Origin of the sequence: Rothia kristinae, assembly GCF_016028855.1 — a bacterium.
GTDB classification, from domain to species: Bacteria; Actinomycetota; Actinomycetes; order Actinomycetales; family Micrococcaceae; genus Rothia; species Rothia kristinae.
In genome coordinates this window covers 2,033,553-2,058,125 of sequence record NZ_CP065738.1, presented here as the reverse complement: position 1 = coordinate 2,058,125, position 24,573 = coordinate 2,033,553, and the positions used below count along the sequence as shown (strand labels likewise).

22 protein-coding genes are annotated in these 24,573 nt (G+C 72.8%); 2 read left to right on the top strand and 20 right to left on the bottom strand.

All coding sequences use genetic code 11. The annotated features are described in order from the left end of the window. Positions 1–76 precede the first annotated feature (76 nt). Positions 77–1,072, top strand: coding sequence for an alpha/beta fold hydrolase (locus I6G21_RS09040; RefSeq protein ID WP_165869968.1), 996 nt, complete (start codon positions 77–79; stop codon positions 1,070–1,072). After that, entirely contained in the window at positions 1,069–2,205 is a 1,137-nt protein-coding gene (locus I6G21_RS09035; protein ID WP_129357518.1) for a glycosyltransferase family 4 protein, read from the top strand. The genes I6G21_RS09040 and I6G21_RS09035 overlap by 4 nt, the downstream gene beginning before the upstream one ends. Here I6G21_RS09035 and I6G21_RS09030 read toward each other — a convergent pair. From I6G21_RS09030 to aroC, 20 genes are all read right to left on the bottom strand, one after another. Further along, positions 2,156–3,394 carry a YkvI family membrane protein gene (locus I6G21_RS09030; protein WP_099049735.1) on the bottom strand — a complete coding sequence of 413 codons (1,239 nt, stop codon included), beginning with the start codon at positions 3,392–3,394 and terminating at the stop codon, positions 2,156–2,158. The genes I6G21_RS09035 and I6G21_RS09030 overlap by 50 nt on opposite strands. Next, entirely contained in the window at positions 3,391–4,671 is a 1,281-nt protein-coding gene (locus tag I6G21_RS09025; RefSeq protein WP_129357519.1) for a YkvI family membrane protein, read from the bottom strand. The genes I6G21_RS09030 and I6G21_RS09025 overlap by 4 nt, the downstream gene beginning before the upstream one ends. 141 nt (positions 4,672–4,812) lie before the next feature. Next, a complete protein-coding gene (locus I6G21_RS09020) occupies positions 4,813–6,948 on the bottom strand; it encodes a primosomal protein N' family DNA-binding protein (RefSeq protein ID WP_232238439.1) in 2,136 nt (711 codons plus the stop codon). Next, on the bottom strand, positions 6,949–8,151 hold the full coding sequence (gene metK, locus I6G21_RS09015) for a methionine adenosyltransferase (protein WP_129357520.1): 1,203 nt from the start codon (positions 8,149–8,151) through the stop codon (positions 6,949–6,951). Positions 8,152–8,207: 56 nt separating this feature from the next. Beyond that, the gene (gene coaBC / locus I6G21_RS09010; protein WP_129357521.1) at positions 8,208–9,506 is read right to left on the bottom strand and encodes a bifunctional phosphopantothenoylcysteine decarboxylase/phosphopantothenate--cysteine ligase CoaBC; all 1,299 of its coding nucleotides are present in this window, start codon (positions 9,504–9,506) and stop codon (positions 8,208–8,210) included. Positions 9,507–9,677: 171 nt separating this feature from the next. Further along, complete coding sequence (gene rpoZ, locus I6G21_RS09005; RefSeq protein WP_058731699.1) at positions 9,678–10,139, bottom strand: DNA-directed RNA polymerase subunit omega; 462 nt, start codon at positions 10,137–10,139, stop codon at positions 9,678–9,680. A 118-nt stretch (positions 10,140–10,257) separates the two neighbouring features. Further along, positions 10,258–10,842 (bottom strand): guanylate kinase, encoded by a 585-nt coding sequence (gmk, locus tag I6G21_RS09000; RefSeq protein WP_058731700.1) that lies wholly within the window; start codon positions 10,840–10,842, stop codon positions 10,258–10,260. A 4-nt stretch (positions 10,843–10,846) separates the two neighbouring features. Continuing rightward, the gene (gene mihF, locus I6G21_RS08995) at positions 10,847–11,161 is read right to left on the bottom strand and encodes an integration host factor, actinobacterial type (RefSeq protein WP_058731701.1); all 315 of its coding nucleotides are present in this window, start codon (positions 11,159–11,161) and stop codon (positions 10,847–10,849) included. Positions 11,162–11,319: 158 nt separating this feature from the next. Next, on the bottom strand, positions 11,320–12,231 hold the full coding sequence (pyrF, locus tag I6G21_RS08990) for an orotidine-5'-phosphate decarboxylase (RefSeq protein ID WP_269148337.1): 912 nt from the start codon (positions 12,229–12,231) through the stop codon (positions 11,320–11,322). After that, positions 12,228–15,551: a carbamoyl-phosphate synthase large subunit gene (carB, locus tag I6G21_RS08985; RefSeq protein WP_129357522.1), complete on the bottom strand. Its 3,324-nt coding sequence runs from the start codon at positions 15,549–15,551 to the stop codon at positions 12,228–12,230. The genes pyrF and carB overlap by 4 nt, the downstream gene beginning before the upstream one ends. 4 nt (positions 15,552–15,555) lie before the next feature. Next, the gene (gene carA, locus I6G21_RS08980) at positions 15,556–16,752 is read right to left on the bottom strand and encodes a glutamine-hydrolyzing carbamoyl-phosphate synthase small subunit (RefSeq protein ID WP_129357523.1); all 1,197 of its coding nucleotides are present in this window, start codon (positions 16,750–16,752) and stop codon (positions 15,556–15,558) included. A gap of 8 nt (positions 16,753–16,760) precedes the next feature. Continuing rightward, entirely contained in the window at positions 16,761–17,342 is a 582-nt protein-coding gene (locus tag I6G21_RS08975) for a PH-like domain-containing protein (protein ID WP_064725354.1), read from the bottom strand. Continuing rightward, the gene (locus I6G21_RS08970; RefSeq protein ID WP_058731420.1) at positions 17,339–18,670 is read right to left on the bottom strand and encodes a dihydroorotase; all 1,332 of its coding nucleotides are present in this window, start codon (positions 18,668–18,670) and stop codon (positions 17,339–17,341) included. The genes I6G21_RS08975 and I6G21_RS08970 overlap by 4 nt, the downstream gene beginning before the upstream one ends. Positions 18,671–18,689: 19 nt before the next feature. Continuing rightward, positions 18,690–19,691, bottom strand: a complete 1,002-nt coding sequence (locus I6G21_RS08965; RefSeq protein ID WP_061225531.1) for an aspartate carbamoyltransferase catalytic subunit — start codon at positions 19,689–19,691, stop codon at positions 18,690–18,692. Continuing rightward, on the bottom strand, positions 19,688–20,359 hold the full coding sequence (gene pyrR, locus I6G21_RS08960) for a bifunctional pyr operon transcriptional regulator/uracil phosphoribosyltransferase PyrR (protein ID WP_129357524.1): 672 nt from the start codon (positions 20,357–20,359) through the stop codon (positions 19,688–19,690). Before pyrR ends, I6G21_RS08965 begins: the two co-directional genes overlap by 4 nt. A gap of 132 nt (positions 20,360–20,491) precedes the next feature. Next, a complete protein-coding gene (nusB, locus tag I6G21_RS08955; protein WP_058731423.1) occupies positions 20,492–20,902 on the bottom strand; it encodes a transcription antitermination factor NusB in 411 nt (136 codons plus the stop codon). After that, positions 20,899–21,462 carry an elongation factor P gene (gene efp, locus I6G21_RS08950; RefSeq protein ID WP_129357525.1) on the bottom strand — a complete coding sequence of 188 codons (564 nt, stop codon included), beginning with the start codon at positions 21,460–21,462 and terminating at the stop codon, positions 20,899–20,901. Before efp ends, nusB begins: the two co-directional genes overlap by 4 nt. A 139-nt stretch (positions 21,463–21,601) precedes the next feature. Then, on the bottom strand, positions 21,602–22,717 hold the full coding sequence (gene aroB / locus I6G21_RS08945) for a 3-dehydroquinate synthase (RefSeq protein WP_058731425.1): 1,116 nt from the start codon (positions 22,715–22,717) through the stop codon (positions 21,602–21,604). Continuing rightward, positions 22,714–23,283 carry a shikimate kinase gene (locus I6G21_RS08940; RefSeq protein WP_129357526.1) on the bottom strand — a complete coding sequence of 190 codons (570 nt, stop codon included), beginning with the start codon at positions 23,281–23,283 and terminating at the stop codon, positions 22,714–22,716. Before I6G21_RS08940 ends, aroB begins: the two co-directional genes overlap by 4 nt. Further along, positions 23,280–24,500, bottom strand: coding sequence for a chorismate synthase (gene aroC, locus I6G21_RS08935; protein ID WP_100463636.1), 1,221 nt, complete (start codon positions 24,498–24,500; stop codon positions 23,280–23,282). The genes I6G21_RS08940 and aroC overlap by 4 nt, the downstream gene beginning before the upstream one ends. Positions 24,501–24,573: the final 73 nt, after the last annotated feature.

The window sequence follows — 24,573 nt, the reverse complement described above, 5'->3', positions numbered from 1 at the left end:
GGAACCGTCCCAGTCTACGCGGTGCCGGGCCCCGACGACGGCGCCCGGCCCGGGGAGGAACCGTAGAGTGGAGGGCGTGAGCTCGATCCTGGAATCCGCCCCCATCGGCGCCTACCTGCCCGCCGAGACCCGGTGGGATCTGCCCGCCGGCGTCCTGCGCACCTGGACCTACCCGGCACGCACCTCGCCCCGGGTGCGCCTGGTCGCGGTGCACGGCTTCCGCGGGGACCACCACGGTCTGGACCTGGTGGCCCGCGCCCTGCCGGACGACGTCGAGACGGTGGTCCCGGACCTGCCCGGCTTCGGCCGCTCCCCGGCCTTCCCAGCCCGCGCCCACGACGTCGCCGGCTACGCCGAGATCCTGGGGCAGCTGCTCGAAGCCCTGCCGCAGGACGGGCTGCCCCTGGCGGTGCTCGGGCACTCCTACGGCTCCGTCGTCGCCGCGGCCCTGGCGGCGCAGCACCCGGACGCGGTGGCGGCGCTGGCCCTGCTCAACCCCATCTGCGAACCGGCCCTGGCCTCGGCCCAGCGCCTGCCGGCCCTGGGGGCCGCCCTGTTCTACAGGGTGTGCGCGGTGCTGCCCGAGGCGCTGGGAGATCGGCTGGTGCGCTCGGCGGCGATCACCCGGATCTCCTCGGAGCTGATGATGAAGACCCGCGATGCGCACCTGCGCCGGTTCATCAACGGTCAGCACGCCGCGTACTTCGGGGCCTTCGCCTCCCGTCGGGTGGTCATTCAGGCCTACGCCGATTCGACCCGGGCCACCGTGGGCGACTGGTCCGGGCAGGTCACGGTGCGCACGCTGCTGGTGGCCGCCGAGCGGGACGACCTCGGTTCGGTGGCCGGGCAGCGGCGGCTGCGCGAGACCTTCCCACCGCAGGCGCAGGCGCGCCTGGAAGTGCTGCCCGAGGTCGGGCACCTGATCCACTACGAGACGCCCCGCCGGGCGGCCCGGGTGGTCGGGGACTTCCTCACCGAGGCCCTCCCGGAGACCGGGGCCGCGCCGGCGGCGTCGTCATCGCGCCCGGCGGCCGGACCCGCTCGGTCCGACGGGAACGGGGGTGCGGCGTGAGGCTGCTGGTGGATGCCCGCTACGTCCGGCCTGTGCACGATGGCATCAGCCGGTACACGGCCGGGCTGCTGCACGCGGTGGATGCGCTGATCCGCACCGGGCAGACCCCGGGGCTGCGGGTCGCGATGCTCATCAGCGACCCGGCCCAGCGGAAGCAGCTGCCGGAGCTGCCGACGGTGCGCGGGTTCTCCCCCACCGGTCCTCTGGAGCCGCTGAGCGCCCTGCGGATCAACCGGCTGCGCCCGGACGTGGTCTTCTCCCCGATGCAGACCATCGGCACCTGGGGCCGGGACTACGCCCAGATCCTCACCCTGCACGACCTGATCTACTACGCCCACCCGCAGCCGCCGGGGTTCCTGCCGGCCCCGGTGCGCCTGGGCTGGCGGCTGTTCCACCGCAGCTACGCCCCGCAGCGGTGGCTGCTGAACCGGGCCGACGCCGTCGTGACGGTCAGCGACACCACCGCCGGGCTGATGGACGAGCACCGGCTGACCCGCCGCCCCGTCACGGTGGTGCCCAATGCCGCCCCGGACGGGGTGCTGCTGGACCCGCTCGAGGCCCGGACCCGGGCGCGCGGGCGCGTCACGGACCTGCTCTACATGGGATCGGCGATGCCGTACAAGGGGGTCGAGCGGCTGATCGCGGGCGTGGACCGGCTGCCCGGGTACCGGCTGCACCTGCTCTCCCGCTACCCCGAGGCCCGACGACGCGAGCTGGCCGCGCTGATCCGACATCCGGACCGGGTGGTCTTCCACGACGGGATCGCCGAGCCGGAGTACCGGGAGCTGCTGCGCACGGCCCGGGCGCTGGTCAGCGCCTCCCGGGCCGAGGGCTTCGGCCTGCCCGTGGTCGAGGCGCAGGCGCAGGGGGTGCCCGTGGTGCTCAGCGACATCCCGATCTTCCGGGAGGTCGCCCCGCACGGGCTGCACGTGGACTTCGAGGACCCGCAGGCCTTCCCTGCCGCGGTGCGCCGCCTGGAGGATCCCCGGGTGCGCACCGAGCTCGCGGCACGGGGCGTCGCCGACGCCGCCCGGTACTCCTGGGAGGCCTCGGCGCGCACCCTGGTGGAGTTGGCCGAGCGGGTCAGCCGCGCTCGTCGTGCTGGCGGTTCTGGATCTCCAGCGCGGACGTGACGGCCGCGGGCTCCGTCTCGGACTCCTCCAGCAGGGCCTCCAGCCGATCCTGCTGACCCCGGGAGAATCGGCGTCGGCGATCCTGCTTGACCCGCAGCAGGGCGCCGATGCGCCGACGCCGGGAGTCCTCGCTGCCGATCCGTTGCCGACGCGGCCACCACCACAGCACCAGCACCGCGATCAGCACGAGCCCGACGTAGCCGATCACCGGGTAGACGCTGGACATCAGGGTGCCGAAGCCGACGAAGCTCACGGCGTAGCCGATCGCGCACACCGTGAGGAACACCCAGGGGTAGCGCCGCGGGTGGGCCGCGGTGAGCCGACGACCCAGGGCGTAGAACATCCCGATCGCGGTGTTGTAGACCATCAGGAAGATGATCCACACCATGATCGTGGAGAAGACGGGGCTGATGTGGTCGAAGACCTTCAGCACCGGCACCTGGGCGTCCCCGACCTCGTCGAGGGTGAAGAACAGCGTGGTCGCGTTCATCAGCAGCAGGGCAGTGAAGATCAGCCCGCCGATCAGCCCACCCCAGCCGGCCTCCTTCGGGCTGGGTTCGGCACCGCCGATCACCAGGGACATGGAGACCCCGACCATGAGATTCATCCCGGTGTAGTTCAGGGCGGAGACCCACCACGGGTGCACCGGGGACTCCTGGGTCCGGCCCAGCTGCGACAGCGCCCCCAGGTCCCCGGGCACGTGCGCCAGGGACCAGATGAAGGCCACCAGGACCGCCAGGATGATCACCGGGGCCACCGAGGAGATGATGCGCGAGACCTTGTCCACGTCCAGCAGGCCGGTGAGCATCACCAGCGCCACCATGATCAGGGAGCCGACCCAGGCCGGAAGCCCGAACTGCTGCTCCAGGGTCGCCCCGGAGCCGGCGAGCATCACGAAGCCCACCGAGAACAGGGTCAGGGTCACCGCGACGTCCAGGAACACGGAGACCACCGGGTGGGAGACGCTGCGGAACACCTTCCGGTGGTCCTTGGCCAGGAAGTAGGAGCCGGCCTGCAGCACCACGGCCCCGGCCACCGTCATCACGACCCCGGAGATCAGCGCCCCCAGGATCCCGATCGCCCCGAAGGACAGGAAGTACTGGATCAGCTCCTGGCCGGTGGCGAAGCCGGCGGCCACGACCAGCCCGACGAAGGCCAGGGCGATGCGCATCGTGCGGCGCGCGCTCATCGGTCCTGCTCCCGGTGGATCCGCTCGGAGTCCACGTCCTCGTCCCGGTCCAGGTCGCGCAGGACCTCGACGCCGATCGCGGCCGTGACCTGCGGGGCCTCGATCACCGAGTCCTCGGCGATGCGCTCGGCCCGGGCGGCGTGGGCGTCGCTGTACTCCCGCTCGGGGTGATCGCGCAGGTACAGCAGGGCGCGCAGGTTGCGGCGTCGGTCCCCCTCGGCGAGGATGTCGCGGCGGTTGAGCACCCACCAGCCCAGCAGGACCAACACCATCGCGGCACCGATCCACCCGATCACGGGGTAGACGTAGGTCATCAGCGTCTCGAAGCCGACGAAGCTCACCGCGAAGCCCAGCAGGCACACGACGAGGAAGATCGGGCGGTAGCGCTGCTCGCGTCCGGCGCTCAGGCGCCGACCCAGCGCGTAGAACATGCCGATCGCGGTGTTGTAGATCATCAGGAAGATGATCCAGACCATGATCTGCGCGAGCACGGGGTGGATGTGCTCGAACAGCTTCAGCATCGGCACGGAGGAGTCCCCGACCACCGCGATGTTGGCGTACAGGGTCACCGCGGCCATGATCAGCATGACCGTATAGAGGATGCCCCCGGCCAGACCGCCCCAGCCGGCCTCCCGCGGGTCGGTGTTGTTCCCGCCGATGACCAGGCACATGGACACACCCAGGATCAGCGCCAGGCCGTTGTAGTTCAGGGCCGAGACCCACCACGGCGAGACCGGGGACTCCTGGGCGGCGGCCAGATGGTCCAGGGCCGAGAGGTCCGAGGGCAGATGGAACAGGGTCCAGAGGAAGGCCGCGCACACGGCGATGATGATCAGCGGGGTCACCGCGGAGATGATGTTGGAGACCCGGTCCACGTCCAGCAGGCCGGTGACCATGACCAGCACCAGCATGATGGCCGAGCCGATCCAGGCGGGCAGCCCGAACTGCTGCTGCAGGTTGGAGCCGGCCCCGGCGAGCATCACGAACCCGATGGCGAACAGGGTGATGGTCACGGAGGCGTCCAGCAGCTTGGCGATCACGGGGTAGGACACGGAGCGGAAGACGCGGTTGTGCTCATCGGCCAGGAAGTAGCTGCCCAGCTGCAGGATCACGGCGCCTGCGGCGGCCATGACGATGCCGGCCAGCACGGCCCCGGCGATGCCCCAGGACCCGAAGGAGATGAAGTACTGGATCACCTCCTGTCCGGTGGCGAAGCCCGCGCCGACCAGCAGGCCGACGAAGGACAGGGAGATGCGCGCGGTGCGCTTCACGGACATGCGGGGACCTCTTCCGGAAGGGATCGGGAGCGAGCGGACGCGGCGGGAGCTGCCGGGTGCCCGCCCGGCGTCGACGCCTCGGCCCGGGCACCGCATGAGATTGTAGCGGGCCCTCGGGGCCGCGTCAGGGGGTCGGGGATCTCAGAGCACGTCGGAGCCGTCGCAGCGCACCTGCACGGGGGCGTGCTCACGCGCCGCCGACGACGCCGCGCGCACCCGCCGCAGGGCCGCCGTGACCTGCGGTGCGATGCCGTAGGACATGAACACCAGTGCCCGGTAGAGCTCCTGGTCCTCTCCGTCCGGCTCCAGCGGGATGGGGTCGATCACGCGCAGGGCCGGGGCCTGCCCGAGGGAGGGCGGGTCCAGGGCGCGGAGGAAGGCCTCGACGCCCGTGCGGGGCCCGGTGATCGCCGCCGTGCGCACCGCCGGGGGCAGGCCCAGCTCCCGCCGCTCGGCCAGCTCCCGCCGGGCCCATCCGGAGGGATCCCAGCGCACCAGTGCCGCCAGCACCGAGGACTGCTCCGCGGTGACCACGACCTCCCCGCCCTCCTGCCGGGAGCGCACCAGCGCGCAGGCGTTGGCCCACCGGCGCAGCACGTCCTCGGTGCTGCGCAGCGCGTCCCGCTGCAGCATCCGGTCCCCGTCCAGCAGCAGGGCCGCCCGGTACCCGCCGGGCACGCGCGGCTCGGCCCCCGGGGTGGCCACGACGAGGGCGGGCCGATCCGGGACCTGCGCGCGCACGTGCTCCCCGGAGGAGGAGATCACCGGGACCCGGGGGAAGGCCCGCCCCAGCTCCTCCGCGGTGCGCAGCGCCCCGACGGTGCTCAGCCGCCAGGTCCGGTTGCCGCAGCTCGGGCAGGCCCAGTCGGCCGCGGCCCGCCCGCACCAGCGGCACTCGGCGTGGGAGCGGGAGTCCCGGGTCAGTCCGAGGGGGCCGTGGCAGTGCGGGCAGCGGGCCGGGGTGCGGCAGCGCTGACAGGCCAGGGTCGGGGCGTACCCGGTGCGGGCCACCTGCACCAGCACGGGCCCGTGCTCCAGGGCGCGGCGGGCGGCCTGGTGGGCCCGCTGTGGGATCCGGGCCAGGGCGGCCAGGGGGTCCCGGGCCCGCTGGTAGGAGTCGGAGGTGGCCACCACCAGGGGGCTGGCGCGCCGCAGGTCCTCCCGATCCGGGCTCAGCGGCACGGCCCAGCCGGTGTCCACCAGGCGCTGGGCCTCCGCGGAGACCGCGTACCCGCTCAGCAGCAGGGGCACCTCCTGCCGGGCGCTGCGCAGCAGCAGCACGTCTCGGGCGTGGGCGTAGGGGGCCTGGCGTTCGGTGAGGTTGGGGTCCCCGTCGTCGAAGCAGGCCAGCAGGCCCAGCTCCGGGACGGGGGCGAAGGCGGCCGAGCGGGTGCCGATCACGACGTCGGCCAGGCCGGCGCGGGCGCGCAGGTGGGCCCCGGCGCGCTCGCTGAGGCCTTCGTCGTTGCTCAGCCGGGCGATGCGCTCGGCGTCGAACAGCGGGGCCAGGGCCGCGGTGAGGCGGTCCAGCGCGGTGGCGTCCGGGACGATGACCAGCGCCCGGCGCCCGGCGCTCACCGCCGCGCGGCAGGCCGCGGCCAGCAGCCGGGCCCAGTCGGCCTCGGCGGACGGCGCCAGGGCGGCCACGGCCCGCGGCGTCGGCTGTCCGGGGTCGCGCTCGGCGCCCAGGGCGGCGAGGAAGGCCGCTCCCCCGCGGTACAGGACCCAGGGACCCGTCGAGGCGGGACCGGGGTCGGAGTGGAGTTCAGGGTCGAGTTCGGCCACCGGCGGGGCGGGCGGCGGCTGGGGGCCGGTGAGCAGCCCGGGGTGTTCGCGCAGGAAGGCCTGCTCGGTGCGGGCGGCCCGCGGGGGCACGGCCAGACGCAGCACATCGGCATCCAGACCGGCCATGCGCGCGGCCACCGCCCGGACCAGCTCCCAGGTCTGCTCGGTGAGCAGGCGCAGCGGGGAGACCACCTCGAGGATCCGGCGCAGCGAGGTCTCGGCGGCCGTGGTGTCCACCCGCTCCACCAGCCACGCCACCTGCACCCGGCCGTGGAAGCTGACCCGCACGCGCACGCCCGGCTGGGCCTGCTCGTCCAGCTCGGCGGGCACCTCGTAGTCGAAGAGCCGATCCAGGTGGGGCACCCGGGTGTCGATGGCCACCCGGGCCACCGGTCGGTGTTCGGCCGCCGGGGAGGTCCCGGGCGCCGTCGGCTCGGGTGCCCCCAGCTCCTCCATCCCGGGCAGCACCCCGGGATCTTCGGCCGGGCTCACCTAGACGGCGGCCCGCAGGGCGTCCACCCGGCCGGTGCGCTCCCAGGTGAACTCGGGCTCGGAGCGGCCGAAGTGCCCGTGGGCGGCGGTCTTGGCGTAGATCGGGCGGCGCAGCTCCAGATCCCGGATGATCGCGGCCGGACGCAGGTCGAAGACCTCGCGGATGGCCTTCTCGATGCGCACCGGGTCCACGTGCTCGGTGCCGAAGGTCTCCACGTACAGGCCCACGGGGTTGGCCTGCCCGATCGCGTAGGCCACCTGCACCTCGGCGCGGTCGGCCAGCCCCGCGGCGACGACGTTCTTGGCGACCCACCGCATCGCGTAGGCCGCGGAGCGGTCCACCTTGGAGGGGTCCTTGCCGGAGAAGGCGCCGCCGCCGTGGCGGGCCATCCCGCCGTAGGTGTCCACGATGATCTTGCGTCCGGTCAGCCCGGCGTCGCCCACGGGCCCGCCCTGCACGAACTGCCCGGCGGGGTTGATGATCAGCTTCGCCTGCGCGGCGTCGAGGTCCTGCTCGGCCAGGACCGGGCGGATCACGTGCTCATCGACGTCGCGGCGCAGGTCCTCCAGGGCGTAGCCGCGGTCGTGCTGGGTGGAGACCACCACGGTGTCCACCGAGACGGGGGTCGTGCCGTCGTACCCGAGGGTCACCTGGGTCTTGCCGTCCGGGCGCAGATCCGCGAGGGTGTCGTCCTTGCGCACCGCGGTCAGCCGCTCGGACAGGCGGTGAGCCAGCCAGATCGGGGTGGGCATCAGGGCGGCGTTCTCGTTGGAGGCGTAGCCGAACATCAGCCCCTGGTCCCCGGCCCCCTGGTGGTCCAGCTCGTCCCGGGCGGTGCCGCTGCGCTGCTCCAGGGAGGTGTAGACCCCGGCGTTGATGTCCGGGGACTGCTCCCCGATGGACACGGAGACGCCGCAGAACTCGCCGTCGAAGCCGTGGGTCGAGGAGTTGTAGCCGATGTCCAGGATCGTCTCGCGCACGATCTTGGGGATCTCCACGTAGGCGCTGGTGGTGACCTCCCCGGCCACGTGCACCTGCCCGGTGGTGACCATGGTCTCCACGGCCACGTTGGCCAGGGGGTCCTGGTCCAGGAGGGCGTCCAGGATGGAGTCGGAGATCTGGTCGCAGATCTTGTCCGGGTGCCCCTCCGTGACGGATTCGGAGGTGAACAGGCGCAGGTGGTCTCGCTGGTCGGAAGTCACGCGACCACTGTACTCGCTGGTCCGCGTCGTCTCCTCCCCCGCCGGGCGCGGAGTCCTCACGCTGAGGCGGATGACGCCGTGCGACGCGACTGGTCATCGATCAGCCGCAGCACGGCCCGCCACAGGGCGGCGGCCAGCTCGTCCTTGGTCCCGGCGACCTCCTGCTCCTCCACCTCCCCGTCGGGGCGGCGGGTGAGGATGGTCGCGGCGGTCTCGTCGCGGCCGAAGACCTTCTGCGCGCCGACCTCGTTGACCACGAGCACGTCGCACCCCTTGGATTCCAGCTTGGCGCGGCCGAGCTCGGCCACACTGGCCTGCGCGGAGCCGGTCTCCGCGGCGAAGCCCACGATCACCGGCCCGGGCTGCTCCGGGGTGCGGTCGCTCTCGCGATCGGTGACGATGCCGCGCAGGATGTCCGGGTTGCGCACCAGCTCGATGCCGGGGGCGTCCTGGGTGCCCGGGTCCTTCTTGATCTTGGTCTCGGCGTAGGCGGCGGGGCGGAAATCCGCGACGGCCGCGGCCATCACGACGACGTCGGGCGCCTCCTGCCGGATCAGCTCCCCCACCCGCTCGCGCAGCTGCAGCGCGGAGGAGACCCGGGACAGGCTCAGCGTCGTGGTGGGCTGCGGGGCGGGCACCTCCGCGTGGGCCAGCACCAGGTGCGCAACGGCCCCGGCGTCGGCGACGGCCCGGGCGACGGCGATGCCCTGCTTGCCGGAGGAGCGGTTGCCGAGGTAGCGCACCGGGTCCAGGGCCTCCCGGGTGCCGCCGGCGGTGACCAGCACGCGCAGCCGCGCCAGCCGGGTCGCCTCCTTCGGGGTGAGGCCCGCGGCGGACACGGCGGCCAGGGCCTGGCGAGCGATGTCCGCCGGCTCCGGCAGGCGCCCGGGGCCGGAGTCAGCCCCGGTCAGGCGCCCCACGGCCGGCTCGATCACGCGCAGACCGCGGGAGCGCAGCAGGGCGACGTTGTCCCGCGTCGCGGGGTTGGTCCACATCTGCGTGTGCATCGCCGGGGCGAGCACCACGGGGCAGGTCGCGGTGAGCACGGTCGCGCTGAGCAGGTCATCGGCCCGGCCGGCGGCGATCCGGGCCAGCAGGTCCGCGGTGGCCGGGGCGATCAGGACGAGGTCGGCATCCTCGGCCTGGCGGACGTGGTTGACGGCCTGGACCTCGTCGAACACGCTGGTGTTCACCGGATGCCCGGACAGCGCCTCCCAGGTGGGGGCGCCGACGAACCTCAGGGCGGTGTCCGTGGGCAGGGGGACGACGTCGTGACCGGATTCCTTGAGCAGGCGGAGCAGGATGGCGGCCTTGTAGGCCGCGATGCCCCCGCCGATTCCTAAGACGATGCGCACCCGGCCCATGCTACCGGGCACCGGGGTTCGACGCGGGAGCACCGCTGGCCGCCCCCCGCCGGTGCGGAGCAGGCGATCGCGGACGCGAACGGGCCGCCCCGCCCACCGGTGAGGATGGGAAGGGCGGCCCGTGGCGATCGCGCCGCGGCCCTGGGCGAGCCGCGGCCGGGATCAGGCCTGCTCGCCGGAGGGATCCTCGGCGGCCTGCTCCTGCTCGGCGCTCTGGCTGGTCCGGTCGATGACCTCGGGGGTCTGCCCGGAGCTGAAGTCGACGGAGGCGTCGCCGTTGATCTCGACGTCCTCGGGGAAGAAGTCGGCGCCGAAGAAGTCCGCGGGGGCGTCGTCGTGGACCAGCTGGCCGTTCTCGTTGAACTTCCCGCCCTCGACGTGGTGGGCCTCGATGGTCCCCTCGTCGATCTCGCGCATCGCGATGGACAGGGACTTCTCGTTGATGTCCGTGTCCACCAGCGGCCCGACATGCTCGAACAGGCCCTCCTGCAGCTGGGAGTAGTAGGCGTTGATCTGCCGGGCCCGGCGGGCTCCGAAGATCACCAGGCCGTACTTGGACTCGGCCTTGCCGAGCAGCTCATCCACGGACGGGTCGATGATGCCTTCGTGTTCGGAAAGTGACAAGGGTTTAGCTCCGTTGGTCGGGTGTGGATCGGCCCTGCCGCCGCCTGGTGCGGGGACCGAACGGCCATCATACCGCGTGGTGCGTCGGCAGGGTACCCCCGGGTGCCGGGGGTGCGGCTCAGTCGCGGTGTGCGGCGGGGTCCAGCCCCATGAGGGAGACGATCTCCTCGGCCGCGCGCCGCACCTCGTCGTTGGTCACGGTGACGTCGAACTCCGGCTCCGCGGCCAGCTCCTCCTTGGCGGTCTCCAGGCGCTGGCGCTGCTCCTCCGGGGACTCGGTGCCCCGGCCGCGCAGGCGCCGCACCAGCTCGTCCCAGCTGGGCGGAGCCAGGAAGATCAGCCGGGAGTCCGGCATCGCGTTGCGCACCTGCCGGGCGCCCTGCAGATCGATCTCCAGCAGCACGGGACGACCCGCGGCCAGGGCCTCCTCCACCTTGGCGCGCATCGTGCCGTAGCGGTGGCTGTTGTGCACCGTGGCCCATTCCAGCAGCTGGTCGTGCTCGACCATCGAGTCGAACTCCTCGTCGGAGACGAACCAGTAGTGCACCCCGTCCTGCTCCCCCGGGCGCGGCCCGCGGGTGGTCGCGGAGACCGAGAACCACACCTGGGGGTAGTGGTCTCGGATGTAGGCGGAGACGGTGCCCTTCCCGACGGCGGTGGGACCGGCCAGGACGGTCAGCGTGCGGTGGTTCCCCTCGGACATGGACTCACCCTTCGAGATAGGAGATCAGGCTGTTGCGCTGGTGCGTGCCCAGTCCGCGCAGGCGGCGGCTGGAGGCGATCTTCAGGTCCCGCATGATCGCGCGGGCCCGGACGTCGCCGATGCTGGGGATGGACTTCAGCATGTCCTCGACCCGGATCCGCTCGAGGGCCTCGTCCCCGTCGGCCCGCTCCAGGAACTCGGCCACGGTGATCTCCCTGCGGCGCAGGGCCTGCTTCGCCTCGGCGCGCACCTGCCGGGAGTGCTTGGCCTTCTCCCGGGCGGCCGCGCGCTGCTCGTCGGTGAGGGGTTGCAGAACCATGGAGCCATCCTCTCGTTCGTGGCCTGGGTGGGCCCGCCTCGGTTCGCGGGATCCGGGGTCGGCCGACGACGGGTACGCAGATCAAATTACCGAAAAAGGGCCCGCGGCGACCAATCGTGACGCAGCGGACCCCGGCCGGACCCGCACCCGTCCTCGGCTCAGGAGGGTGCCAGTCCCGCGGCCAGCCGCCGGTTGGTCCCGAGGATCTCCCTGCGCAGCGCCGCGACCTCCGGTCCGTGGCGCAAGATCGCCCGTGAGGAGGAGACGACCAGGCGCCGATCGGTCCCGGCGAACACGCGGGCGAGATCCTCCTCGGTGGCGCCCTGCGCCCCGTAGCCGGGGGCGAGGATCGGGCCGGGGAAGTCCGCTAAGTCGATGCCCAGGCGGGTCAGCGCCGCACCGACGGTGGCCCCCACGACCAGGCCGCACGGGCCGGCCAGCTCCCACCCGCCGGTGCCCTCGGGGCCGGCCTCGCGCAGGCGGTCGTTGAGCCGGTGGGCTGCGGCCACGATCCCCCGAGCCACCGAGGCCTCGGGGCCGCCGACGTGCTGCACCGAGGCGCCCTCCGGGTTGGAGGTCAGGGCCAGGACGAAGGCGCCGCGCCCGGTTTCGGCGGCCAGCTCCAGGGCCGGGTCCAGGGAGCCGAAGCCCAGGTAGGGGCTGAGCGTGACCCAGTCGGCGGCCAGCGGGGAGCCCTCGCGCAGCCAGGCGTCGGCGTAGGCGGCCATGGTCGAGCCGATGTCCCCGCGCTTGGCGTCGGCGATGACCTCCAGACCGCCATCGGCGGCGGCGGTGAGCACCTGCTCGAGGGCGGCCAGGCCCGCCGCGCCGTGGCGCTCGAACAGGGCGACCTGCGGCTTCACGACGGCCGCGGCCCCCGCGGCGGCCTCCACCACGCGCAGGCCGAAGGTCCGGGCCCCGTCGGCGTCATCGGCCAGCCCCCAGTCGCGCAGCAGCCCCGGGTGGGGGTCGATGCCCACGCACAGGGGGCCGTGCTCGGCCATGGCCCGCACCAGCCGGTCACCGGCCTCGCCGCGCGGGCTCCGGGCCGTCACCGGGGCCGCGCTCACGCCCGGTCCCCCTCAGCTGCCGGGGCCTCCTGGGCCCGCTGGGCCAGGGTGGCCTCGTGCTCCTGCAGGCTCAGCACGTCCCAGGAGTGCTCCCGCTGGGCCGCGATGGACTGGATGGAGGCCCCGAACTGGGACAGCGTCGTCATCAGCGGGACCCCGACCGAGGTCGCCGCCGCGCGGATCTCGTAGCCGTCCCCGCGGGCCGAGCCGCCGGAGGGGGTGTTGAAGATCAGGTCGATCTGCCCCTCGCGGATCATGTCCACCACGGAGCGCTCCCCCTCGGCGACGTCGCCGAGCTTGGGCACGACGGTGCAGGGGATCCCGTTGCGCCGCAGCACCTGGGCCGTGCCGCCGGTCGTGACGATCTCGAAGCCGAGGTCCTGGAGCATCTTCACGTAGACGACCGCGGAGCGCTTATCCCGGTTGGCCACGGACACGAAGACCCGGCCCTCGGTGGGCAGCGGGCTGCCCACGGCGGCCTGGCCTTTGGCGAAGGCGGTGTCGAAGTAGGGGTCCAGGCCCATGACCTCGCCGGTGGAGCGCATCTCGGGGGACAGCAGCGCGTCCACCACCACGCCCTCGGGGGTGCGGAAGCGGCTGAAGGGCAGCACGGCCTCCTTGACGGCGATCGCCGTGCCCTCCGGGATGCGGGCCCCGTCCATGTGCGAGGGCAGCACGCCATGCTCGGTCAGCTCGCGGATGCTCCGGCCCACCCCGATCAGCGCGGCGGCCTTGGCCAGCTGCACCCCGGTGGCCTTGGAGACGAAGGGCACGGTGCGCGAGGCGCGCGGATTGGCCTCGATGACGTAGAGGATGTCCGAGGCCACGGCGAACTGGATGTTGATCAGTCCGCGCACCCCGACCCCCTCGGCGATCCCGCGGGTCGCGGCGCAGACCCGGTCGATGACGTCCGGGCCGAGGGTCACCGGCGGCAGGGTGCACGCGGAGTCCCCGGAGTGGATGCCGGCCTCCTCGATGTGCTCCATGACCCCGCCCATGTACAGGTCGGTGCCGTCGAACAGGGCGTCGACGTCGATCTCGATCGCATCCTCGAGGAACTTGTCGATCAGGGCCGGCTGGGACGGGGAGACCTCGGTGGCGTGCTCGAGGTAGGCCGCCAGGCTCGCCTCGTCGTAGACGATCTCCATGCCGCGCCCGCCGAGCACGTAGGAGGGACGCACCAGCACCGGGTAGCCGATGCCGTCGGCGATGCGCTTGGCCTCGGCGAAGGTGGAGGCGGTGCCGTTCTTCGGGGAGATCAGCCCGGCCCGCTCCAGGACCTGGGCGAACTCCCCGCGATCCTCGGCCAGGTCGATGGCCTCGGGGGTGGTCCCGAGGATCGGCACCCCGGCCTCCTGCAGCTGCGCGGCCAGCTTCAGCGGGGTCTGCCCGCCCAGCTGCACGTACACGCCCTTCAGCCCGCCGGTGCGCCGCTCCTCCTCGATGACCTCCAGGACGTCCTCCAGGGTCAGCGGCTCGAAGTACAGGCGGGTGGAGACGTCGTAGTCGGTGGAGACGGTCTCCGGGTTGCAGTTGACCATGACCGTCTCGTAGCCGGCCTCGCGCAGCACCATCGAGGCGTGCACGCAGGAGTAGTCGAACTCGATGCCCTGCCCGATCCGGTTGGGCCCGGAGCCCAGGATCATGATGGACTCCCCCTCGTGCGGGGCGACCTCGTCCTCCTGGTCGTAGGCGGAGTAGTGGTACGGGGTGAAGGCCTCGAACTCGGCCGCGCAGGTGTCCACGGTCTTGAACACCGGGCGGATGCCCAGCGCGTGGCGCACCCCCCGGACCACGTCCTCGCGGGTGTGGGCGATGGCGGCGATCTGGGCGTCGGAGAAGCCGTGGCGCTTGGCCTCGCGCAGGGTGTCCGGGGTCAGGTTCGGATCCGCCCGGACCCGCTCGGCCACCTCATTGAGCAGCTGCAGCTGATCCAGGAACCAGGGGTCGATGCCGGTGGCCTCGTACATCCGCTCCACGCCGGCCCCGGCGGCCAGGGCCCGGCGGACCTGGTGGATCCGCTGGGTGGTGGGGGTGCGGGTGGCCTCCACGAGCTCGTCCAGGGCGTCCCGGTCCGGGGTCTCGGCGGCGAAGTCGAAGGCGCCGTCCTTCTGCTCGAGGGAGCGCATGGCCTTCTGCAGGGCCTCGGTGAAGCTGTGGCCCAGGGCCATGGCCTCGCCCACGGACTTCATGGTGGTGGTCAGGGTGGGGTCCGCGGCCGGGAACTTCTCGAAGGCGAAGCGCGGGACCTTGACCACGACGTAGTCCAGGGTGGGCTCGAAGGAGGCCGGGGTCTTGCGGGTGATGTCGTTGGGGATCTCGTCCAGGGTGTAGCCCAGGGAGAGCTTGGTGGCGATCTTGGCGATCGGGAAGCCGGTGGCCTTGGAGGCCAGGGCCGAGGAGCGGGAGACCCGCGGGTTCATCTCGATGACGACGACGCGCCCGGTGGCGGGATCCACGGCGAACTGGATGTTGCACCCGCCGGTGTCCACCCCGACCTCGCGGATCACGGCGATCGCGACGTCGCGCATCTTCTGGTACTCCCGGTCCGTGAGCGTCAGGGCCGGGGCGACCGTGATGGAGTCCCCGGTGTGCACCCCCACGGGGTCGAAGTTCTCGATCGAGCAGACCACGACGACGTTGTCGTTGCGGTCGCGCATCATCTCCAGCTCGTACTCCTTCCACCCGAGGATGGACTCCTCCAGGAGCACCTCGCTGGTGGGGCTGTACTGGATCCCGGCCCCGGCGATCCGGTGCAGGTCGGCCTCGTCGTAGGCCATCCCGGAGCCCAGCCCGCCCATCGTGAAGGAGGGCCGCACGACCATGGGGTAGCCCAGCCGCTCGGCGGCGGCCAGGGCCTCGTCCATCGAGTGCACGATCTCGGAGCGGGCGGATTCGGCCCCGCAGCGCTCGACCACGCCCTTGAAGGCCTCGCGGTCCTCGCCGAGGTTGATCGCGGCGATGTTCGCCCCGATCAGCTCGACGCCGTAGCGCTCCAGCGCGCCGCGCTCGTCCAGGGCGATCGCGGTGTTCAGGGCGGTCTGTCCGCCCAGGGTCGGCAGGATCGCGTCGGGGCGCTCCTTGGCGATGATCTTCTCGACCGTCTCCGGGGTGATCGGCTCGATGTAGGTCGCGTCGGCGAACTCGGGGTCGGTCATGATCGTGGCCGGGTTGGAGTTGACCAGGATGACGCGGATGCCCTCGTCCTTGAGCACGCGCAGGGCCTGCGTGCCGGAGTAGTCGAACTCCGCGGCCTGCCCGATGACGATGGGACCGGAGCCGATGACCAGGACGGAGTGCAGATCGGTGCGACGGGGCATGGGGTTACTTTCCTGCTTTCTGCGCGGTTGCGGCGGCGGATCCGGCGGCCGGGAGGGAGTCGATGAAGCGGTCGAAGAGGTAGGCGGCGTCGTGCGGTCCGGCGGCGGCCTCGGGGTGGTACTGCACGGAGAAGGCCGGCAGGTCCAGGCAGCGCAGGCCCTCCACGACGTCGTCGTTCAGGCACACGTGGGAGACCTCGACCCGCCCGAACTCCTCCTGCGGGGCGGTGACGGGTCCATCCAGCGGGGCGTCCACCGCGAAGCCGTGGTTCTGGGCGGTGATCTCCACCGTGCCGGTGGCCCGGTCCAGCACGGGCTGGTTGATCCCGCGGTGGCCGAAGGGGAGCTTGTAGGTCCCGAAACCCAGGGCCCGGCCCAGCAGCTGGTTGCCGAAGCAGATCCCGAAGAACGGGATCTTGGCCCGCAGCACCTCGCGCAGCAGCTGGACCTGCTCATCCGCGGTCTCGGGGTCCCCGGGGCCGTTGGAGAAGAACACCCCGTCCGCCCCGAGCTCGCGGATCCGCTGGAATCCGGTGTCGGCCGGGACGATCACGGTGCGCAGCCCGCGCTCGGCGAAGCGGCGCGGGGTCATGGACTTGACGCCCAGGTCCACCGCGACCACGGTGCCCCGGGGCTCGCCCTCCCAGCCCCACTCCGAGGGCTCGACGATCTGCTCCTCGGCGATGCTGACCTCCTCGGCCAGCCGGCGCCCGAGCATCCCGGCGGAGTCCCGGACCTCGGCCAGCAGCTCGGCGCGGGGTCGATCGGCCTGGTCTCCGGAGAAGATGCCGGCGCGCATCGCGCCGACCTCGCGCAGCCGCCGGGTCAGCGCGCGGGTGTCGATGCCGCGGATGCCGACGATGCCCTGGGCCGTGAGCTCCTCGTCAAGGCTGCGCTGGGAGCGCCAGTTCGAGGGGATGCGGGCGGCCTCGCGCACCGCGTAGCCGGCGACCCAGATGCGCCGGGATTCGGCGTCCTCGTCGTTGACACCCGTGTTGCCGATGTGCGGGGCGGTCTGGATGACGATCTGCCCGGCGTAGGACGGGTCGGTGAGGGTCTCCTGGTAGCCGGTCATGCCGGTGGAGAACACCGCCTCGCCGAGGGTGGAGCCGACGGCGCCGTAGGCGCTGCCCTCCCAGGCGGAGCCGTCCTCCAGGACGAGGACCGCCGGTGTGGGGGCGGGGGTGGCGTGGGTGGTCATGGTGTGTGCTACTTCCTCGAGGTCGCGGCGGTGGTCTGATCGGCGGGGGCGGCTGGTGCCGGCGGGGCGGGCTCGGGCAGGCGGTCCGCGGCGTGCGGGGCGATGGCGCGCAGGGCCTGCAGCAGGGCGGGGGTGTCCGCGGCGCGGCGGGTGCGCAGCCCGGTGTCCACGAGCAGTCCGCCCAGGTCCCAGGTGATCACGGCCAGCCCGTCCTTCTCCACGAACTTCCCGGCCATCCCGGATTCTCGGCGCAACACCCGGATCGCCTCGGCGGGCACCCACAGGTCCTCGGCGCCGTCGCGCACGATGATCAGGCCCTCGGTCAGGACGAGGGCCTGCCCGTCGGCGCGGGCGCCCAGCCCGTGGACCGCGATCCGATCCAACCAGTCCCCCGCGCGGGTGGTGCTGACGTACTGGGCGGGGCAGGCGAAGGAGGCCTGCGCCCCGTCGAGGCGCTCGGGCACCGGGGCGGGCCGGGCGATCCCGGACTGCCGGTCCCGGCGGTGGCGCCAGCCCAGTCCGATCAGCCCGAGCACGATCCCGGCCAGCAGCAACGAGGAGAGCAGGGTCAGCAGGTGATGGAAGGTCATGCGCGCGCCCCCTCAGCCTCCGGGGTGCGGGGGGTCGCCATGCGCCCGTCCAGGACGGTCGGGTGGCCCTCCCAGACGGTGGCCATGACCCGCCCGGGCAGCTCCAGGCCGCGGTAGGGCGAGTTGCGGCCCTTGCTCTGGTGCTCCTCCGGGACGACGATGCGCCGGGCCTGCGGGTCCACCAGCACGAGGTTGGCCGGCTCCCCCACCGCGATCGGACGGCCCTGTCCCGGGATGCGGGCGATACGCGCGGGGTCGGCGGACATGATGCGGGCGACGTCGGCCCAGGTGATCAGCCCGGTGTCCACCAGGGTCTGCTGGACCACGGACAGAGCGGTCTCCAGACCCGTCATGCCCATCGCCGCACACGCCCACTCGCACTCCTTGTCCTGCACCGGGTGCGGGGCATGGTCGGTGCCGATCACGTCGATGGTCCCGTCGGCCACGGCCGCGCGCAGGGCCTGGACGTCCTCGGCAGTGCGCAGCGGGGGGTTGACCTTGTACACGGGGTCGTAGGTGCGGGCCAGCTCGTCGGTGAGCAGCAGGTGGTGCGGGGTGGCCTCGGCCGTGACGGCGATGCCGCGCTGCTTGGCCCAGCGCACGATCTCCACCGAGCCCTTGGTGGACAGGTGGCAGATGTGCACCCGGGAGCCGACGTGCTGGGCGAGCAGCACGTCCCGGGCGATGATGGACTCCTCGGCCACCGCGGGCCAGCCGGCCAAGCCGAGCTCCGCGGAGACCGCACCCTCGTTCATCTGGGCCCCGTCGGTCAGCAGCGGCTCCTGGGCGTGCTGGGCGATCACCCCGTCGAAGGCCTTGACATACTCCAGGGCCCGGCGCATCAGCACCGGGTTGTGTACGCACCTGCCGTCATCGGAGAACATCCGCACCTGCGCCCGGGAGTCCGCCATCGCGCCGATCTCGGACAGGCGCTCACCCTGCAGACCCACGGTCACCGCCCCGACCGGTCGAACCTCGACCCAGCCGGCGTCCTGGCCCAGCCGCTGGACCTGCTCCACGACCCCGGCGGTGTCCGCGACGGGATCGGAGTTGGCCATCGCGCAGACCGCGGTGTAGCCGCCGGCGGCGGCCGCCCGGGTCCCGGTCTGCACGGTCTCGGCGTCCTCCCGGCCGGGTTCGCGCAGGTGGGTGTGCACATCCACCAGCCCGGGCAGCAGCACGAGGCCCTCGGCCTCGATCACCCGGGCGGACTCGGGGGCGGTCAGGTTCTCGCCGAGCTCGGCGATGCGCCCCTCGCGCACCAGCACGTCCACGGTCTGCTCGCCCAGCAGGCGGGCGTCTCGGATGAGGATCGCGGCGTCGGTCATGGTGTCCTTTCCGGTGCCCTCAGGCACGATCGGCCTCCGGGTCCCCGGTGGCCCCGGCGGGGTCCGGGGCGCCGGTGAGCAGGTGGTAGAGCACGGCCATGCGCACGGAGACCCCGTTGGCCACCTGGCGCAGGACCAGGGAGCGCGGGGAGTCCGCGGCGTCGGCGCTGATCTCCAGGCCCCGATTCATCGGCCCCGGGTGCAGGATCGCGGTCTGCGCCCCGCGGGCGCTGAGGCCGGCCAGGCGCTCGGGGCTGAGTCCCCAGAGCCTCGCGTACTCCTCGGAGCTGGGGAAGAAGGCCGCGTGCATGCGCTCGCGCTGAATGCGCAGCAGCATCACGGCGTCCGGGTCCTGGGCCAGGGCCTCGTCGAGGTCGTAGCTGACCCGCACCGGCCAGTCGTCGATGCCCACCGGCAGCAGGGTCGGCGGGGCGACGAGGGTGACCTGCGCGCCCAGGGTGCTCAGCAGCCACACATCGGAGCGGGCCACCCGGGAGTGCAGGATGTCGCCCACGATCACGATGCGCATCCCGGCCAGGTCCGTGCCCTGGGCGCCGGTGCCGGTCAGCTCGGCGCGACGCTGGCGCAGGGTCATCGCATCCAGCAGCGCCTGGGTGGGGTGGGCGTGGGTGCCGTCCCCGGCGTTGACCACCGGGGCCTGGATCCACCCGCTGGTCGCCAGGCGGGCCGGGGCGCCGGAGGCGGGATGGCGGATCACGACGGCGTCGGCGTTGATGGCCTCCAGGGTCTGGGCCGTGTCCTTCAGGGATTCGCCCTTGGACACGGAGGAGCCCTTGGCCGCGAAGTTGATGACGTCGGCGGAGAGCCGCTTCTCCGCGGTCTCGAAGGAGATGCGGGTGCGGGTGGAGTCCTCGAAGAACAGGTTGACTACGGTGCGCCCGCGCAGGGCGGGCAGCTTCTTGACCTCGCGGGAGCCGACCTCCCCCATCCGGTCCGCGGTGTCCAGCAGGGCGATGGCCTGCTCGCGGGTCAGGGAGCGGGTGTCCAGCAGGTGCCTCATGCCCGGGCCTCCCCCGCGCTCGGCGCCGTCTGCGGGCCCGGGCGCGGCGGGGCCGGGTCCAGCAGCACGCAGTCGCTGAGATCCCGCTCGTCCTTCCCGCTCAGCGCGGGGGCGGCGTCGGTCTCGGCGAGGAAGACCCGCACGGATTCGGCGGCGGCGGTGGGCAGGTTCTTGCCCACGTGGTCCGCGCGGATCGGCAGTTGCCGGTGGCCGCGGTCGGCGAGCACGGCCAGGCGTACCAGGGCGGGGCGGCCGTAGTCGGCCAGGGCGTCCAAGGCGGCGCGCACGGTGCGCCCGGAGTACAGGACGTCATCCACGAGAACGACGCGGCGTCCGTCGATCCCCAGGCCCGGCAGGCGGGTGGCTTCGGGGGTGCGGGAGGTGCCGGTGCGCAGGTCATCCCGGTACATGGTCACGTCCAGCTGCCCCAGGGCCGCGGCCGGGTCGAAGGCGGGATCGATGCGGTGCAGGCGCTCGGCCAGGCGCCGGGCCAGCGGATACCCGCGGCGGGGGATGCCGAGCAGCACGAGGTCCTCGGCGCCCTTGTTGGCCTCCAGGATCTCGTGGGCGATCCGGGTCAGGGCCCGGTCGATGTCGGCCGCGTCCTGGATCACCCGGGCTCGCGGCGAGACCCTCGGGGGGTCCTCTCGGTTCTGCTGATCGGTCATGGCGTCCGCCTCCTTCCCCGCCTCACCGGACGGGAGCTTAAAGGGTGCTCTGCTGGGCTCGAACCTACCACAGGAGCCTGGACGCGCCGAGGCCGCCCGGACGCGATCGGTCCGGGCGGCCTCGGCGGGTGCTCAGGCCAGCAGGGTCGGCTTGACCTTCTGCAGCCGGCCCAGCAGCCCGTTGACGAACCGCGGGGAGTCATCCGTGGAGTGGGTGCGGGCCAGGCCCGCCGCCTCGGAGACGGCGACGGCGTCGGGGACGTCGTCGTTGTACAGCAGCTCCCAGGCCCCGATGCGCAGAATCGCCCGGTCCACGGCCGGCATCCGGTCCAGCGTCCAGCCCTTGGAGTAGGTCTCCAGGGCCTCGGCGATCTCCTCGTCGTGCTCGAGGACCCCGCGCACGATCCGCTCGGAGTAGTCGGAGATCAGGGCCGAGGTGTGGGCGCGGCGCCGACGCAGCACCTCGAGGGTGTCCTCGCCGCGCGAATCGGCTTCGAACAGCACTTCCAGGGCGCGCACGCGCGCCTTCGTCCGGGAGTTCACTCGTTGACGCGGCCCAGGTAGTCGCCGCTGCGGGTGTCGACCTTGACGCGGGTGCCCTGCTCCACGAACAGCGGCACCTGGATCTGCGCGCCGGTCTCCAGGGTCGCGGGCTTGGTGCCGCCGGTGGAGCGGTCGCCCTGCAGGCCGGGCTCGGTGTAGGTGATCTCCAGGACCACCGACGGCGGCAGCTCGATGTACAGCGGCGTGCCCTCGTGGAAGGCCAGCGTGGCGTTCTGGTTCTCCAGCATGTAGTTCGCGGCATCGCCCACGATGGCGGCGGGGACGGTGACCTGGTCGTAGGTCTTGTTGTCCATGAAGACGTAGTCCTCGCCGTCCTGGTACAGGTACTGGTACTCGGAGCGGTCCACCGTGGTGACGTCCACCTTGGCGCCGGCGTTGAAGGTCTTGTCCACGACCTTGCCCGTGTTGACGTTGCGCAGCTTGGTGCGCACGAACGCCCCGCCCTTGCCCGGCTTGACGTGCTGGAACTCGATGACGCCCCAGAGGTTCCCGTCCAGGTTGAGGATGGTCCCGTTCTTGATGTCGTTGGTCGTTGCCACGGACACTCCTTCTCGGTTCGTACTGCTCTCGCCGCATCCGGGGACGCGCGGGAGGGCGCATCCGTGCGGCGGCGGATCAGGTGCCATTGTATCGCCTCCCCGGCCCGCTTCCCCCGTGGCGCGGTCGGCGGGGGCCTCCTCAGGCCTCGGCGATCTCCTGGTAGGTGGCGAACAGCAGGGTCTCGTCCGGGACCTCCATGATCCGCGGGCGGGCGATCCCGTCGAGGACGACGAAGCGCAGCAGATTGCCGCGGGTCTTCTTGTCCCGGTGCATGGCCTCCAGCAGCCGCGCCCAGCGATCCGCCCGGTATCCGGTGGGCAGGCCCAGGGATTCCAGGATCGCGCGGGTGCGCTGCACGACGGCCGGGTCCAGGCTGCCGGCCGCGGCGGACAGCTCCGCGGCGAAGACCATGCCCACCGCGACCGCCGCCCCGTGGCGCCACTGATACCGCTCGGCCAGCTCGATCGCGTGCCCCAGCGTGTGGCCGTAGTTGAGGAACTCCCGCCGCCCGGTCTCGCGCAGGTCCTCGGAGACGATCTCGGCTTTGACCCGCACGGCCCGCTCGATCAGCTCCCGGATCACCGCGGACTGGGAGTCGCGCAGCTGCTGCGGGTGGGCCTCCAGGAGCTCGAGGATCTTCGGGTCGGCGATGAACCCGCACTTGACGACCTCGGCCAGCCCGGTGAGCAGCTCGTTGACGGGCAGGGTGCGCAGGGTGCCCAGGTCGCACAGCACGGCCGCCGGCGGATGGAAGGCCCCGACGAGGTTCTTACCCTCGGCGGTGTTGATCCCGGTCTTCCCGCCCACCGCGGCGTCGACCATGCCCAGCAGCGTCGTGGGCAGGTGCACGACCCGCACCCCGCGCAGCCAGGTCGCGGCGACGAAGCCGGCGAGGTCGGAGACCGCTCCCCCGCCCACCGAGATCACGACGTCGGAGCGGGTGAAGTCGTTCTGCCCGAGCACCTGCCAGCAGAAGGCCGCGACCTGCGCGTGCTTGCCCTCCTCGGCGTCGGGGATCTCCGCGGAGAAGGCCTCGTATCCGGCGGCGCGCAGATCGCTCATGACCAGCTCGCCGGTGGAGCGCAGGGCCCGCGGGTGCACGATCAGGGCCCGGCGCACCCGGGGGCCCAGGATCCCGGGCAGCTCGCGCAGCAGGTCATGGCCGATGAGCACCTCGTAGCTCTCGCCGGGACGCTGACCGGTCACGGGGATCCGGGTGATCGGCTCGGGTTCGCCGCTGGGCTGGCTGCTCATCGCTGCTCCTTCCCGGCCGCGCGGGCCAGGTGCTCGTGGATCTCATCGGCCAGGGTGACCAGGTCCCGGTGCCCGCGGGCGTCCACGACCAGGTCCGCCAGCCGCTCGTAGGTCGCGTGGCGCTGGGCGTACATCTGCCGCCAGCGCTGCAGGGGGTGTCCGGCCAGCAGCGGCCGGTCCCCCTCCGTCCGGATCCGCTCCGCGACGGTCTGCTCGTCCACCAGCAGGTAGACCACGGTGGTCTCGGCCAGCAGGCGGGCCACCGCCGGGGTCATCGGCGCGCCCCCGCCCACGGAGACGATCGCGCCGACGCTGTCGGGATCCGCGAGGATCTCGCCGATCGCGGCGGCCTCCAGGCGCCGGAAGTGGGCCTCGTCGTGGTGGGCGAAGATCTCCGGGATCGTGCCCTGGGCGGCGACGATGCGCGCGTCGGAGTCGATGAGCCGGTAGCCGTGGCGGGTGCGCAGCGTCTGTCCGACGGCGGATTTGCCGGCGGCCATCGGCCCGATCAGCACGACGGGCCGGGGGTGCACGGCGGCGTCGGGTGCGGTCGGGACCTCGCTCATGCGCGGGGGTCCCGCCCGTCGCCCACGGTGCGCAGGGAGGCCGGGATCGCTGCCAGGTAGGCGTCCTTGTTGCACGCGGTCTCCGCGATGGAGTCCCCGCCGAACTTCTCCAGGTACGCGTCGGCCAGCACCAGGGCGGTCATGGCCTCCGCGACGACCCCGGCGGCCGGCACGGCGGCGACGTCGGAGCGCTGGTGGTGGGCCCGGGTGGGTTCGCCCGTGGTGGTGTCCACGGTGCGCAGGGCCTTGGGCACGGTCGCGATCGGCTTCATCGCCGCGCGCACCCGCAGCACGTCCCCGATGCTCATCCCGCCTTCGATGCCCCCGGCCCGGTTGGAGGTCCGGTGCGCGGCGCCCTCGGCGTCCGGGACGATCTCGTCGTGGGCGGCGGAGCCGCGCCGGGCGGCGGTGCGGAAGCCGTCGCCGACCTCGACCCCCTTGATCGCCTGGATGCCCATCAGCGCTCCGGCCAGGCGCGCGTCCAGGCGCCGGTCCCAGTGCACGTAGGAGCCCAGCCCGGGCACCAGCCCGTAGGCCAGGACCTCGACGATGCCGCCGAGGGTCTCCCCGTCCTTGTGCGCGGCGTCGACCTCCCGGACCATCGCCTCGGAGGTCTGCGGGTCGGCACAGCGCAGGGGATCCGCGTCCAGGGTCGGCGTGTCCGCCGGCACCGGGGCCGGGTGGCCCTCCGGCAGACTCACCCCGCCCAGGGCGACGGTGTGGCTGACCAGCTGCGCGCCGAGGCTGTCCAGGATCTGCGCGGCGACCACGCCCAGGGCCACGCGGGTCGCGGTCTCGCGCGCGGAGGCCCGCTCCAGCACCGGGCGGGCCTCGTCGAAGCCGTATTTCTGCATGCCGGTGAGATCGGCGTGGCCGGGCCGGGGACGGGTCAGGGGCGCGTTGCGGGCCCTGCCCTCCAGCACCGCCGGGTTAACGGGGTCCGCGGACATGACCTCGGTCCACTTGGGCCACTCAGTGTTGGCGATTTCCACGGCCACGGGCCCGCCCTGGGTCAGCCCATGGCGCACGCCGCCGAGGATGCGGACCCGGTCCTCCTCGAACTTCATCCGCGCCCCGCGCCCGTAGCCCAGACGGCGCCGGGCCAAGGCCTCGCGCAGCTGCCCGGTGGTCAGCTCCACGCCGGCGGGCACCCCCTCGATGATGCCGACGAGCGCCTCGCCGTGGGATTCTCCTGCGGTCAGCCAGCGTAGGGTCACCTGGTCACGTTCCTTCGTCTCGTCTCGGCGAACCCGCCCGGCCGTGCATGGGGCACGGTGCCGGGCGGCGTCA